The sequence below is a fragment of the Acinetobacter lactucae genome, assembly GCF_013344765.1.
Taxonomy (GTDB): Bacteria; Pseudomonadota; Gammaproteobacteria; order Pseudomonadales; family Moraxellaceae; genus Acinetobacter; species Acinetobacter lactucae_A.
The window spans coordinates 1-13,417 of record NZ_JABVBF010000094.1 but is presented as its reverse complement, the minus strand read 5'-3'; the positions used below and the strand labels follow the sequence as shown (position 1 = coordinate 13,417).

General features: G+C 38.6%; 13 protein-coding genes and 1 pseudogene. 6 read left to right on the top strand and 8 right to left on the bottom strand.

The genetic code is table 11. The annotated features are described in order from the left end of the window. The first annotated feature begins 154 nt into the window (after window positions 1-154). The gene (locus HUN22_RS10730) at window positions 155-1,492 is read left to right on the top strand and encodes a CitMHS family transporter (protein WP_016144639.1); all 1,338 of its coding nucleotides are present in this window, start codon (window positions 155-157) and stop codon (window positions 1,490-1,492) included. Between the two features lie 38 nt (window positions 1,493-1,530). On the opposite strand, the gene HUN22_RS10725 is transcribed toward HUN22_RS10730, so the two are convergent. From HUN22_RS10725 to lysS, 6 genes are all read right to left on the bottom strand, one after another. Further along, entirely contained in the window at window positions 1,531-2,028 is a 498-nt protein-coding gene (locus HUN22_RS10725; RefSeq protein ID WP_174728980.1) for a hypothetical protein, read from the bottom strand. A gap of 137 nt (window positions 2,029-2,165) precedes the next feature. Continuing rightward, window positions 2,166-3,779 (bottom strand): sulfate adenylyltransferase subunit CysN, encoded by a 1,614-nt coding sequence (cysN, locus tag HUN22_RS10720; RefSeq protein ID WP_174728977.1) that lies wholly within the window; start codon window positions 3,777-3,779, stop codon window positions 2,166-2,168. Window positions 3,780-3,809: 30 nt separating this feature from the next. Next, the gene (gene cysD, locus HUN22_RS10715; protein WP_000140408.1) at window positions 3,810-4,718 is read right to left on the bottom strand and encodes a sulfate adenylyltransferase subunit CysD; all 909 of its coding nucleotides are present in this window, start codon (window positions 4,716-4,718) and stop codon (window positions 3,810-3,812) included. After that, entirely contained in the window at window positions 4,711-4,842 is a 132-nt protein-coding gene (locus HUN22_RS10710) for a hypothetical protein (protein ID WP_081401316.1), read from the bottom strand. Before HUN22_RS10710 ends, cysD begins: the two co-directional genes overlap by 8 nt. A gap of 254 nt (window positions 4,843-5,096) precedes the next feature. Beyond that, a complete protein-coding gene (locus HUN22_RS10705) occupies window positions 5,097-6,539 on the bottom strand; it encodes a capsule assembly Wzi family protein (protein WP_174728974.1) in 1,443 nt (480 codons plus the stop codon). 185 nt (window positions 6,540-6,724) lie between these two features. Then, complete coding sequence (gene lysS / locus HUN22_RS10700) at window positions 6,725-8,254, bottom strand: lysine--tRNA ligase (protein ID WP_217485512.1); 1,530 nt, start codon at window positions 8,252-8,254, stop codon at window positions 6,725-6,727. Between the two features lie 255 nt (window positions 8,255-8,509). Here lysS and HUN22_RS10695 point away from each other — a divergent pair, with 255 nt between their 5' ends. Then, entirely contained in the window at window positions 8,510-8,998 is a 489-nt protein-coding gene (locus tag HUN22_RS10695) for a YqiA/YcfP family alpha/beta fold hydrolase (RefSeq protein ID WP_174728968.1), read from the top strand. A 15-nt stretch (window positions 8,999-9,013) separates the two neighbouring features. Here HUN22_RS10695 and HUN22_RS10690 read toward each other — a convergent pair whose 3' ends face one another. Then, window positions 9,014-9,454 (bottom strand): SRPBCC family protein, encoded by a 441-nt coding sequence (locus HUN22_RS10690; protein WP_174728965.1) that lies wholly within the window; start codon window positions 9,452-9,454, stop codon window positions 9,014-9,016. A gap of 448 nt (window positions 9,455-9,902) precedes the next feature. Here HUN22_RS10690 and rubA point away from each other — a divergent pair, with 448 nt between their 5' ends. The 4 genes from rubA to oxyR all read left to right on the top strand — a co-directional run bounded on the left by rubA (window position 9,903) and on the right by oxyR (window position 13,255). After that, a complete protein-coding gene (gene rubA / locus HUN22_RS10685) occupies window positions 9,903-10,067 on the top strand; it encodes a rubredoxin RubA (RefSeq protein WP_000760495.1) in 165 nt (54 codons plus the stop codon). Between the two features lie 94 nt (window positions 10,068-10,161). Further along, entirely contained in the window at window positions 10,162-11,343 is a 1,182-nt protein-coding gene (gene rubB, locus HUN22_RS10680) for a rubredoxin reductase RubB (RefSeq protein ID WP_174728962.1), read from the top strand. A gap of 52 nt (window positions 11,344-11,395) precedes the next feature. Beyond that, on the top strand, window positions 11,396-12,340 hold the full coding sequence (estB, locus tag HUN22_RS10675; protein ID WP_031947660.1) for an esterase EstB: 945 nt from the start codon (window positions 11,396-11,398) through the stop codon (window positions 12,338-12,340). Between the two features lie 6 nt (window positions 12,341-12,346). Then, on the top strand, window positions 12,347-13,255 hold the full coding sequence (gene oxyR / locus HUN22_RS10670; RefSeq protein ID WP_174728959.1) for a LysR family transcriptional regulator OxyR: 909 nt from the start codon (window positions 12,347-12,349) through the stop codon (window positions 13,253-13,255). A 28-nt stretch (window positions 13,256-13,283) separates the two neighbouring features. Here oxyR and HUN22_RS10665 read toward each other — a convergent pair. After that, window positions 13,284-13,417 (bottom strand): annotated as a pseudogene (locus tag HUN22_RS10665) (SPOR domain-containing protein); the annotation flags it as partial.

Here is a 13,417-nt window from a genome sequence, read left to right as displayed (position 1 = left end):
GTATTTCGTCTCAATATACCCATCCAAACGAATATATATTAACCAAATAAACTAAATATATTATTTGTCTTTTTAATAAAAATTAATAAGAATAACCAAGGTCAGAGTTTTGAATAAACTTGTTCAGTAAAACTATAGGCAAAGGATTGATTGTATGCTGACATTACTTGGTGTTGGCATGATTTTGTGCTTCATGTACTTAATCATGTCCAAACGTTTAAGCCCTATTATTGCTTTAATTCTCATCCCATTTCTTTTCGCTCTCATTGCTTGGGGCCTAGGTCATTACTTTGAAAGTTTAAGTCACATTGAACTTAAAGGTCTCAGTGAGATGATGCTGGATGGCATCAAAAAATTAGCGCCAACTGGCGTAATGCTTTTATTCGCAATTTTATATTTTGCCTTAATGATCGATGCAGGTCTCTTCGATCCACCAGTTAAATGGATTTTGAAAAAAGTTAAAGGCGATCCTTTAAAAATTACCCTAGGAACTGTCTTTTTAACTACTCTCGTTTCTTTAGATGGTGATGGTTCAACCACCTATATGATTTGTGTGGCTGCAATGTTGCCACTTTATCAACGTTTAGGTATGAACACTCTTATTATGACAGCCCTGATGCTGCTCTGTAGCGGTGTGATGAACTTAACGCCATGGGGTGGTCCTACCGCTCGTGCTGCGAGTGCCCTTCAAGTTGATCCGAGCCATATTTTCGTACCAATGATTCTTCCAATGATCGTAAGTATTGGCTGGTTATTCTTCTTGGCATACCTATATGGTCGCTATGAACAAAAACGTTTAGGCGTAATTGAGCTTGAAAGTCATCACGGTGACAATATTACCGTATCAAAAGATCCTGAAGCGACACGTCCACATTTACGTAAAGTAAATATGGTACTCACGATTATTCTCATGATTGCATTAATCAAAGGTATTTTACCGATGTCAGTGCTCTTCATGATAGCGTTCTGTATTGCAATGCTCATTAACTATCCGAATGTTGATATGCAGAAAAAACGTATTGCAATGCATGCGGATAGTGTCTTAGCAGTTGTTGGTTTAATTTTTGCGGCTGGTATTTTTACAGGTATTTTATCTGGTACAGGTATGGTTGAGGCGATGTCTAAAGAATTCGTCGCAATGATTCCTCCAAGCATGGGGCCATATCTCGCACCGATTACTGCTCTAGTCAGTATGCCTTTGACATTCTTTATGTCAAATGATGCATTCTTCTATGGTGTATTACCAATTCTTGCTGAAGCTGCTTCGCATTACGGTATTAGCCCAGAAGCCATTGCTCGTGCATCAATTATCGGTCAACCAGTGCACCTGCTCTCACCTCTTGTTCCATCCACCTATTTGTTATGTGGCCTTGCAAAAGTTGATTTTGGAGACCATCAAAAATTCACTCTCAAGTGGGCATTTATAACATGTATGGTTTTGATGGGGACCGCTTTAGTGATTGGTGTTTTCCCACTTTTTAGTACACTTTAATTATTCTTCTAAAATAAAAGCCCCAAACGGGGCTTTTTTTATTTTTCTACATATTCAATTAATTGATCTAACACAATATGAAAATGCAACGTAATATCTTCTTCTAAAATTTTATAAGCATTATCAAACTGAACCATTGGCCACCCTTCTTTCCAAAATGGGAAAATATCGTGCAAATCTTGAGTAACGATTGCATCATCATAGCTAATTGCTTGTGCAATTTGCGCCAAAACTTGAGCAGTATCCGCACCATCAAGCTGGTTGTAATCAATCCCATGTTGCTTAAAAAGACGAATACGATCTTTCTTATAACGCATTTTCTTTTCTTGAGCTGGGAATAAGTTAAATACTAAGGTCACAGCTTCAATAAAATAACGTTCAAAATTTTGATGTAAAACAACTAAGGCATTTTTATGGCTTTCTTGTCTACCGGCTTTGCCACCCGCACGGATAATTTGCTGTGCTTCTTCCGCCAGATTTACTGTTTTAAGTTCATTAAGGCGGTTTAAGATTTGGGCTGGCGTTACATCAACCATAGAAAGACCTTTGGTGCTATCGATAAAGGAGCGTATTTTGACACACTTTGCTTATTGTTGATATTCACGAATATGGTCATTATCGCTTAAAAATAAAAAAGCCCTGAATACTCAGGGCTTTTTAAGAACTTAACGAATTATAAACGTACTAATGCGATAATTTGTTCAACCAACTCATCAACATTTTCGGTTGTAATACTGGTATCGGTACCTTCAGCAACTGTCGTTAAAACAGTTACACCAGTTTGACGCAGCAAAGCAACTTGCTCTTCCGTTAGACCAGCTTTAGCAATTGCAACAACACCTTGTTGAATTAACGAACTCTCAATAAGTTGAGACTGTTCTAAGGCTTTTGCAGGAATTTGAACTGCTGCTGGCTTTTGACCTAAACGTGCAGCACGATCTTCAGCTGTTACAGGATTACTATGCGCAGTCCATTCAACAGCAGCTTCAACCATACCCGCACCAACAGTTACGTTGCTTAAGCGATCAATAAAGATGAACGAACCTGTATAACGAGAGTCTTGGTATTGATCAAATACAACTGGTGCATCGAACTCAACCACAACATCTGCAATTGCATTTAACTCAAGTTCTTCCACCTGTGTGTGTTCAAGTGTATTCACATTCACACGATAATGGATAGTAGTGACTTTAGCAGGAACGGTCTGTGTACCAATCTTAACGTTGTACAACTTGCCCTTCACGAGCGGATGTTCATTCATCCATACTACTGAGGCACGAACACTACGTGAAATTAATGGTTGCTCGCCAGCACGCACTAAAACGTTACCGCGGCTAATATCAATTTCATCATTTAGAGTTAATGTAACCGCTTGGCCTGCTACAGCCTGCTCAAGATTTCCATCAAATGTGACGATTTCTTTAATTGTTGAACGCTTACCTGACGGCAAAGCAACAATCTCATCACCCACGTTGATTTCACCTAAAGCAATCGTACCTGCAAAACCACGGAAATCAAGGTTTGGACGGTTTACATACTGAACAGGGAAACGGAATTCGTGTTTGTTTGACTCACGACTAATTTCAACTGATTCAAGAATGCTCATCAAGGTCTGACCCTTGTACCATGGCGTATGAGCTGATGGGTTTACAACATTATCGCCATTTAAAGCAGAAATTGGTACAAACTGAATATTGGCTGGACGACGATCACCCAACTGGCTTACAAAAGCATCATATTCAATCTGAATTTCAGTAAAGCGTTCAGGTGAATATTCAACTAGGTCCATTTTATTAATGGCAACAACAATATTTTTGATACCAAGCAAACTTGCAATAAACGTATGGCGACGTGTTTGTGTTTGTACACCATAACGCGCATCAATCAAGATGATTGCCAAATCCGCAGTCGACGCACCTGTTGCCATGTTACGAGTATATTGCTCATGCCCTGGGGTATCCGCAATAATAAACTTACGCTTTTCGGTCGAGAAATAGCGATAAGCCACATCAATGGTAATACCTTGCTCACGTTCCGCTTGCAGACCATCTACCAGTAATGCCAAGTCTGGTGCATCACCCGTTGTACCCACTTTTTTACTGTCACGCGTTACCGCTTGCAATTGATCTTCATAGATCAATTTTGAATCGTAGAGTAAACGTCCAATAAGCGTACTTTTACCATCATCTACGTTACCGCAAGTCAAAAAGCGTAGAAGGTCTTTTTGTTCATGTTGCTTTAAATAGGCCAAGATATCTTGACTGATTAATTCTGATTGATGAGACATTGCTCAAACTCCACAAATTTAGAAATTGTCTTAGAAATAGCCTTCTTGCTTTTTCTTTTCCATTGAGCCCGCTTCATCATGGTCAATCATACGACCTTGACGCTCAGAACTCGTGGCTAAAAGCATCTCTTGGATAATTTCAGGTAACGTATCTGCTTCAGACTCAACTGCACCAGTTAACGGGTAACAGCCAAGTGTACGGAAACGTACAGACTTCATCTGTGGAACTTCACCCTCTTTTAGACGCATACGCTCATCATCAACCATGATTAACGTACCGCTACGCTCTACTACCGGACGAACAGCAGAGAAATAAAGAGGAACGATTTGAATATTTTCTAAATAGATATATTGCCAGATATCTAACTCAGTCCAGTTAGATAAAGGGAATACACGAATACTTTCACCTTTGTTCACCTTACCATTGTAAAGATTCCAAAGTTCAGGGCGTTGGTTTTTCGGATCCCAACGGTGCTTACTATCACGGAATGAGTAAACACGCTCTTTCGCACGTGATTTTTCTTCATCACGACGTGCACCACCAAAAGCAGCATCAAATTGATATTTATCCAAAGCCTGTTTTAAAGCTTGGGTTTTCATAATATCGGTATATTTTGAACTACCATGATCGAATGGGTTGATTCCAGCTTCACGGCCTTCTTTATTCTGGTGAACAATTAAGTCAAAACCATGAGTTTTTGCCATGTTATCGCGAAACGCGATCATGTCTTTAAATTTCCAACCCGTATCTACATGTAATAATGGGAATGGAAGTTTAGCTGGATAAAATGCTTTTAACGCAAGATGGAGCATTACAGCTGAGTCTTTACCAATCGAGTAAAGCATGACTGGGTTTTCGAATTCTGCAGCAACTTCACGGATAATGTGAATACTTTCAGCTTCAAGTTGTTTGAGATGTGTGAGTCTTGATTCAGTCATGAACACGTCCTTCTCTATCCATTTTGCCCATAAAATCTAGAAGTGGTATTAAACCACCACTTAGAAGACCATGTGGAGGAACGAGTGCCATAACAACTCCAATTTTTCGTGATAAATAATCCAACCACAAGCCCTTATATGGCTTATAGCATTAGTTATGCATTATAGTGATTTAAAACCGATTCCTTTTGCTTGTTTTTTCATATTGATATTCGATTTAATCATATACATCTAATATACTGATTCACTTGCATAACTTCATAATCGTAGCTTGTGTAGTCAACTTAAGCAAATCTTGTTCTAATCTTTAGATTTCTCTAAAAACCATAAAAAAAGAGAAGCATTAATCGCTTCTCTTTTCTAAAACATGATCTAAGCTTAAAAACCAAACATTTTGCGTTCTAATGGAATTTCAACACCAATAGATGCACCTGCATCATTACCTTCAAGATCCGAATCACTTACCCATCCATTAATTTTTAATGGAAGATCAGGTTTGATGAAATGCGTCCAAGTTAAATCAAGCGCTTTAATTTCATCATCTTTAGGGAAGGCTTTATTGATTGCCAAGCTAGATTGGTTCACTTTCACCACCATAGCACGACCACTTAAACGGTTCATGACATCGAAGCGGATATCCCCACCCACTGAATACATTTGCCCATCACCCCCCATCGCGTGTCCTAAAGAGAAACCATGTTGGTAATAACCATCTTTATAAATATAATGATTATAAGAAATGCCTTTTACATCACCATTGGTTCGTGTATCAGCCCATTCTGCGTAAAGTTGATATGGCATATCATTGTAGCTTGACGAATAGTCCACACCAGCTAAGTACATTTTCTTAGAAGGTAAACCACCCGCTTCATCTTCACCTACATACTGTCCATAAATGCCAACAGGGGTATTGATAAGAGATTGTAAATTTAAACGGGCATCAAACCCTGCGATTTGGTTAGATCTATCTTCAGCTGCGTCATAAACATTATCATTACCTTTAATTGCATTCCATAAAGAATCCCAACTTTCAGAACGTCCTTCACCACCCCATTGTAAAGTTCGAGAAGCTCCTAATTCTAAATATGGTAATGGCTGTGCAGTTATGCGTAGACCTAATAATTTAGCATCTGGAATTGCTTTATAATCATCTAATTGACCAGCAAATGCTTGATATTGCCAAGGCCCAATCCAAGACAACCATTTTGTCTCAAAAGCATTTTGTACAGCACGCTGTGCAGTCACGCCATAAACTGGACGACTTGCATCACCACGGATTAAGCTACCATCGTGTCCAGGTCCCCACCATGTTGGAATTTGTCCTGCAACTACCCACTGATTCCAAAGCTTGCCAGCGACATATGAACCTTCGACATTGACATCTTGCCCATTATCAATTTGAGAATCTTTTTCTGCATTTACACGGATTTTTGCATCCCAGTTTTCCCCACCCGCATTAAACTCTAACGAACCTTGATATTGAGCTTTTTGGTTATCGCCAAATGCTTGAGGAATATTTTTGATATCAGTTTCAGCAAAAGCACCCACTTTAACTGTATTATTATCTGCTTTTAATGCATTAAGAACTGAGTTAATAACTTTTTGTTGAGCAGGATGTGTCACCTTTGCTTGAGAGAGTGCACGCTGAATTTCATCACCACTTAACGGCCAAGTTGAAGTGCTAATATTGATAACACCTTGTTGATTCAACCAATTTAAATCTGTACGTAAGTCTTCATTATTTAGCACCAAACCTTGTGCAAAAATAGCGGATGAAGCAGTTGCCAATATTGCAATCGAAAGTGTTTTTTTTAGAAACATGCCAGCACAATTCTCAAAGTTATTTATGAGCAACACCTTAAATTTTTTATCACAACTTTGCAATTGTTAAACTGTGCAATTACATTTTTTAACGCTATCTTAGAATTAGTATAGATAGGTAAGTTTTTGAGATATAAGAGTAATAAAAAAGGCAGTATAAATACTGCCTTTTTTTCTTTAGAGGTTTAACCTTCTTTACGACGCATGTGTGGGAATAAAATCACATCACGAATACTTGGTGCATCAGCAAATAACATAACTAAACGGTCAATACCGATACCTTCACCCGCCGTTGGAGGTAAACCATATTCAAGTGCTTCAACAAACTCTGCATCGTAATGCATTGCTTCATCATCACCAGCATCTTTCTCAGCAACTTGAGCTTGGAAACGTTCAGCCTGGTCAATTGGGTCATTTAACTCACTGAAACCATTTGCCAATTCACGGCCACCAATGAAAAATTCAAAGCGGTCGGTAACATGTGGGTTGTCATCATTACGACGCGCCAATGGAGATGTTTCCGCTGGATAATCGGTAATAAATGTTGGCTGACGTAGCTTTGTTTCAACAGTTTCTTCGAATACGATTGTTTGAAGCTTACCTAAACCAAAACCAGGCTTAACTTGTTCTTTTAATTCTTCACGAATAAATTTTGCAAGAAACTCGCGATCACCTACATTTTCAGGTGTGAACTGCGGATTGTTCTCTAAAATCGCATCGAACATAGAGATTTTCTTGAATGGTCCTTTGAAGCTAAATACTTCACCTTGGTAAGGAACATCAGTTGTACCTAGAATATCCAAAGCCAACTTTTCAAGCATATTTTCAGTCAATGCCATTAAGTCTTTATAATCAGCATATGCCTGATAGAACTCAATCATCGTGAATTCAGGGTTGTGACGTGTTGACACCCCTTCATTACGGAAGTTACGGTTGATTTCAAACACACGTTCAAACCCACCAACAACTAAACGTTTTAAATAAAGTTCAGGTGCAATACGTAAGAATAAAGGCATATCCAAAGCATTGTGATGTGTTTCGAATGGACGCGCAGAAGCACCGCCCGGAATCACATGCATCATTGGCGTTTCAACTTCCATGAAACGTTCATTGTTTAAAAATGCTCGAATACCTGCAACAACTTTGGCACGGATTTCAAAAGTTTTACGTGTCTCTTCATTCACGATTAAGTCAAGGTAACGTTTACGGTACTTAACTTCTGTGTCATTTAAGCCATGAAATTTATCTGGTAACGGACGAAGAGATTTTGTAAGAAGTTCAAAACCTTCAAGATGAACATATAAGTCACCTTTGCCTGAACGTCCGATATAACCTTCGGCAGCAATAATGTCACCAAGATCTAAACCTTTAATGGTTTCAAGAATATCTTTTGGTAAGCCTTTACGGTCAACATATAACTGAATACGACCTGTCATGTCTTGAATCACCATGAACGAACCACGGTTTAACATGACACGCCCAGCCACTTTTACATAGACATGCTCAGCGCTTTCAATTTGTTCTTTCGACTGATCTTTAAATTGTTCTTGTAGATCAGCAGCGTAATGTTCACGCTTAAAAGTATTTGGCCAAGGACTCTTTCCAGTTTCCTTTGCAACATCTTGGATTTGCTTTAATTTGGCATGACGCTGTGCAATTAAATCGTTTTCGGAAATAGTTGGTTCAGAAGTCGATTGAGCGTTTTGTTGCGTCATCTCTGCCTCGATTAAGTAAAAATGAAGTGGCATAGCTTAACAGATTGCAGGAGTTTTTCGAATGATTTCAATCAAACAAAAATGAAAAAAGACAATTTATGGAAACCAACACTAATTTTTAAAGGCAAAATGACTTAGACCAATCGCTAAGATCATTTTTTAAAGCATTTAGTAAAATATATAAAAATCCAAATAACGTCGATATTCAAAGGCCCTACTTGCCTTTATTTTATCAATGAGATTGTGTCGTAAATAATGAAAATTCTATTTTTACATGGCTTGGATTCTTCTCGTGAATCGACAAAATTCCATGCCATTTTACATCCTGAAAAATTTTGTATTGACGTTGATTATCGTAACTTAAGTTATGCGTCGGTTGAGTACTTTTATCATCAGGCTATTCAAACCATCAAACCAGATTTATTGGTTGGTCACAGCCTTGGAGGGTATTGGGCCTTAAAAACTGCCGCTCAACATAAATTAGCTGTTATTGTGGCGAATCCAAGCCTTACGCCGAGTTTTCGACCTGACTACCCTCAACTGTCAGAAGAGGAACTGACCCTTTCTAATCCTAAAATGGCCTATTTAGAATTAGGAGACGAGCAACTTGATATGTATCAGGTTCAAGCAAAACTTGCTCCTTACATGAATATTGAAACGTTTGAAGGTGGACACCATCGTTTGGCCTATCCTTCTCGTATCAATGATTTGATTATGAAAATTTATAAAAGATATTTGGCTTAAATTGATGCTAATTACCTATTTTCCTTCTGCTAATTTCTTGATCACCTCAAAACCTTGAACGAAGCCACTTTTCAACATACCCATATATTCAGGTAAGGTGGCCAATTCCACTCTTAAAGTAGTTACATTATCTTGTTGGCTTAAAAAATATTTTTCTAGGGAACCGCTCCAACCTTTAACCTCTTCACTTTCTAAATCTTCCTTACCCTCCTTAATCATTCCTAAATGTTTAAAAATCAAGATTTCTGGTTTTTTCATTTCTTCGATTGTGGAAACCATGCCATTGCCTTCACCATCTAGGAAATACGTTTTACCACCGACTTGCCAATCTGTACGCATGGAAGAGTCTGGGGCAAAGAATTTTGTCCAAGCATTATATGTCTCGCTATTCCAAAGTATGTCCCACACTTTTTCTATAGGCGCCTCAATTTCTACTTCATATACTAAATTTTCCATAGTTCATTTCCCTGATCTATTCTGTTCTTATGATGTCGAATTTTAATTTTCGCGTTTAATGATGACATCTATTTGATCTTTATTTGTTGTTATTTGACTTGATTATTATATAAATCATTTTAAATGATCAGGTACTTTTTATTTTTTCAGTACTTTAATAAGTGAAGTCAAGTTAAAAATTAACAATAAGAATGCATTACTTATTATTAGCTTATGCTGAAGTTTTGCCTAAATAACCACTTATTTGTCCTAACCTGCCATTCATCTTTGCTTACGAATGATTAAACTCCGTTATTTGCTTTACATTAAATGTAGAACTGCGTAAAAATTTGATATCCGATCAAAGGCACATTGGTTATTATTGACCGGATCGTGGTTACATTATTAATAGATGGAATAGTTTTACTGAAAGGCAGCTTTAAGCAAACTTATCAGTGCGGAGAGTCTCATGAAAAAATATCAATGTATCGTTTGTGGATGGATTTACGATGAAGCAGAAGGTTGGCCACAAGACGGCATTGCAGCTGGAACAAAATGGGAAGATATCCCTGATGACTGGACTTGCCCTGATTGCGGCGTTTCAAAAGCTGACTTCGAAATGATCGAAATCTAATGATTTAAAGTAAAAGGCCATGATTGACATGGTCTTTTTTACAAATATTACCAATCACCGTATTAAATAAACAATTCTAACTCTGGAGAAAAAAATGCATCCTATCGTCATTATCGGATCAGGCATGGCGGGTTATACCTTAGCACGTGAGTTCCGTAAGCTTAGCCCAGAGCAAGAACTTGTAATGATTTGTGCGGATGATGCAGTAAATTATGCAAAACCAACATTATCAAATGCGTTTGCAGGTAAAAAAGCACCTGAACAGATTGCTTTAGGTGATGCTGCTAAAATGGGTACCCAACTCAATATGCGTATTGAGCCTTTTACTTATGTAAAAGAAATTTTAGCTGAACGCCATGAACTTGTGCTTGAGAAAGATGGGGTAACTTCTAATCAACCCTATTCAAAACTAATTTTAGCGGTTGGCGCTAATCCAATTCGTCTTGCAATTGCAGGTGATGGTAGTGATGACATTCATGTAGTGAACTCGCTAATTGATTACCGTGCTTTCCGTGAAAATCTAGCTCAACGTAAAGACAAACGTGTTGTTATTTTGGGTGCCGGTTTAATTGGTTGTGAATTTGCCAATGACTTACTTCACAGTGAATATGACATTACTGTTATTGATTTAGCGCCTCAACCATTAGGTCGCTTATTGCCAGGTCATATTGCTTCTGCATTCCAGCAAAATCTCGAAGAGGCTGGTGTTAAATTTGCATTAGGCACAACCGTTGAAAAAGTCAGCAAAATTAATAATGGTCAAGACTATGCGATTACGCTCGCAAACGGCCAAACTTTAGTTGCTGACATCGTTCTTTCAGCTATTGGTTTACAGCCAAATATTTCACTTGCGAAAAGCGCAGATATTCAAACAAGCCGTGGCATTATTACCAATAGTTTGCTTGAAACGAATCAAGCCGATATTTATGCGATTGGGGATTGTGCAGAAGTAAATGGCACGCTACTTCCATATGTAATGCCAATTATGCAGCAGGCTCGTGCTCTTGCTAAAACCCTCAGTGGACAACAAACTGCCGTGCATTATCCTGCTATGCCAGTAGCAGTAAAAACTCCAGCGGCCCCACTTACCGTTTTACCGGCACCAGTTGATGTAGAAGTAAACTGGGAAACAGAAGAGTTCGACGATGGTATGCTTGCTAAAGCAATTGACAATGAAGGAACATTGCGTGGTTTCGTATTGTTAGGTGCAACGGCAGGTAAACAACGCTTAACTTTAACAAAGCTTGTTCCAGATCTTATTCCAGCCCAAGCATAAGGTTTGAATCAGGAATACTCTTTTGTGAGTATTCCTTTGAGGAATGAATAACATGAATAGCGCCTTACAGTTTAACATTTCACCGTACACATCTTTCATGCAAGAGACCAAAGTCAACTTAGGCAATGGTATTGAGCTACATGTAGAAGTAGGTGGAAAACCGGATCATCCAACCATTTTGTTAATTATGGGTCTTGGGGCTCAAATGCTTTTCTGGCCGGATTTCTTCTGTAAATCACTCATTGATCAAGGTTTTCGTGTTATTCGTTTTGATAATCGTGATATTGGCCTTTCTTCAAAAGTACGTCATGAAGGTAAACGGCTAAATACGGTTAAATTGATGGGTCGCTTTGCACTTGGGCTAAGTAATCAAGGTGCACCTTATACATTGCATGATATGGCAGATGATGTATCAATGCTTATTGATCGCCTAGGAGTGACTAAAACACATGTCATTGGCGCATCAATGGGCGGCATGATTGCTCAAATTCTTGCAGCAAAATATCCTGAAAAGGTCGAGAAATTGGGGCTTATGTTTACCAGTAATAATCAGCCTTTTTTACCTCCTCCTTTTCCGAAACAACTTTTGAGTTTAATTGGCAAACCCGAGTCACGTGACGAAGATGGTATTGTTAATCACAGTTTAAAACTATTTCAACTGATTGGCTCACCCGGTTACGTCAACCAGATTGAAGCAATGCAAACTGCACGCAAACTTTATCAACGTAGCTATTACCCTGCTGGTGTACTTCAACAGTTTTTAGCAATATTATGTACAGGCTCCTTACTTCAACTGGACCGTGAAATTAAGCAACCTGCGTTAGTCTTACATGGCTCTCGTGATCGCTTACTTCCACCTAGTCATGGTAAGGCTGTAGCAAAAGCAATTTCCGGTGCTAAGTTTGAATTAATTGATGGAATGGGGCATGATATCCCTGCACATTTTATTCCACAGCTTAGCGGTTTATTTGCGCATCATTTTAAATCATCATACTAGGACACTATGGCTGCATTACCCTCACTAAGACAGCTATCATATTTAGTTACGTTGTCGGAAACTTTGCATTTTACTGAAGCAGCACGCCGCTCTTTTGTCACGCAATCGACGTTATCAGGCGGCATCATGGAGCTTGAACGATTGTTAGGTGGCGTTCTGGTAGAGCGTGACCGTCAGAATGTGCGTTTAACACCCTTGGGTGAACAAGTCGTTGCTCGCGCCCGTGTACTACTAGCAGATGCTCAAGATTTAATGCGTTTGAGCCGTGAAATGAGTGAACCGTTAACAGGTGATTTGCATTTGGGCGTGATCCCAACCATTGCACCTTTTATTCTGACACGGTTACTTGATGAAGTGCATCAGCAGTTACCTAAAATTCAGTTGCATCTGCATGAAGCTCAAAGTGAAAAAATTGTAGAGCGTCTAGAACATGGTAATCTAGACATGATTGTTCTTGCTCTACCTTTTGATACTAGAGGCCTAAAAGTCTCTGAAATCTCGAAAGAAAATTTGTACCTTGTATGTAGTAAACAAGATACAAATGCTTTGCAAGCAAACTCTCTAGATGATCTTGATTTATCAAGGTTAATTTTGCTTGAAGAAGGTCACTGTTTACGTGACCACGTTTTAAGTGCTTGCCCTATCGGTGAACGTAAAAACGACAACCGTTTAAAAGCAAGCTCTTTACCAACTTTGGTCGAAATGGTTTCTTCTGATTTAGGCTTTACGCTTCTACCAGAAATTGCAATTGAAAACAGTATGATCAAGTTTAATGATCAAATTACTGCAAAACCAATTGAAGATGCCCCTAGTCGAACTTTAGCGTTAGTCACTCGTAAAAGCACACCACTACAAAGTGAGTTTGATGTATTACTGCAAATTATGCAGAAAATCACCACAAACTTACACGAATAAAAAAGGAGTCTTCGGACTCCTTTTTGTTTTACTGAGCTGTAAGCGATGCCCACTTAAACACCCAAGCAGATTGCATATTCAAACTATTATCAGCAATAATTTTTTCTCTAATAATTTGTGCGATAGCATAATCATTGGCTGGATCTATCATAACCCGTATTC

What these genes read in the sequence shown, in the direction of transcription:
- HUN22_RS10730 (WP_016144639.1), top strand. Translation starts at nt 155, where the DNA reads ATGCTGACATTACTTGGTGTTGGCATGATTTTGTGCTTCATGTACTTA.
- HUN22_RS10725 (WP_174728980.1), bottom strand. Translation starts at nt 2,028, where the DNA reads ATGGTTGATGTAACGCCAGCCCAAATCTTAAACCGCCTTAATGAACTT.
- cysN (WP_174728977.1), bottom strand. Translation starts at nt 3,779, where the DNA reads ATGTCTCATCAATCAGAATTAATCAGTCAAGATATCTTGGCCTATTTA.
- cysD (WP_000140408.1), bottom strand. Translation starts at nt 4,718, where the DNA reads ATGACTGAATCAAGACTCACACATCTCAAACAACTTGAAGCTGAAAGT.
- HUN22_RS10705 (WP_174728974.1), bottom strand. Translation starts at nt 6,539, where the DNA reads ATGTTTCTAAAAAAAACACTTTCGATTGCAATATTGGCAACTGCTTCA.
- lysS (WP_217485512.1), bottom strand. Translation starts at nt 8,254, where the DNA reads ATGACGCAACAAAACGCTCAATCGACTTCTGAACCAACTATTTCCGAA.
- HUN22_RS10695 (WP_174728968.1), top strand. Translation starts at nt 8,510, where the DNA reads ATGAAAATTCTATTTTTACATGGCTTGGATTCTTCTCGTGAATCGACA.
- HUN22_RS10690 (WP_174728965.1), bottom strand. Translation starts at nt 9,454, where the DNA reads ATGGAAAATTTAGTATATGAAGTAGAAATTGAGGCGCCTATAGAAAAA.
- rubA (WP_000760495.1), top strand. Translation starts at nt 9,903, where the DNA reads ATGAAAAAATATCAATGTATCGTTTGTGGATGGATTTACGATGAAGCA.
- rubB (WP_174728962.1), top strand. Translation starts at nt 10,162, where the DNA reads ATGCATCCTATCGTCATTATCGGATCAGGCATGGCGGGTTATACCTTA.
- estB (WP_031947660.1), top strand. Translation starts at nt 11,396, where the DNA reads ATGAATAGCGCCTTACAGTTTAACATTTCACCGTACACATCTTTCATG.
- oxyR (WP_174728959.1), top strand. Translation starts at nt 12,347, where the DNA reads ATGGCTGCATTACCCTCACTAAGACAGCTATCATATTTAGTTACGTTG.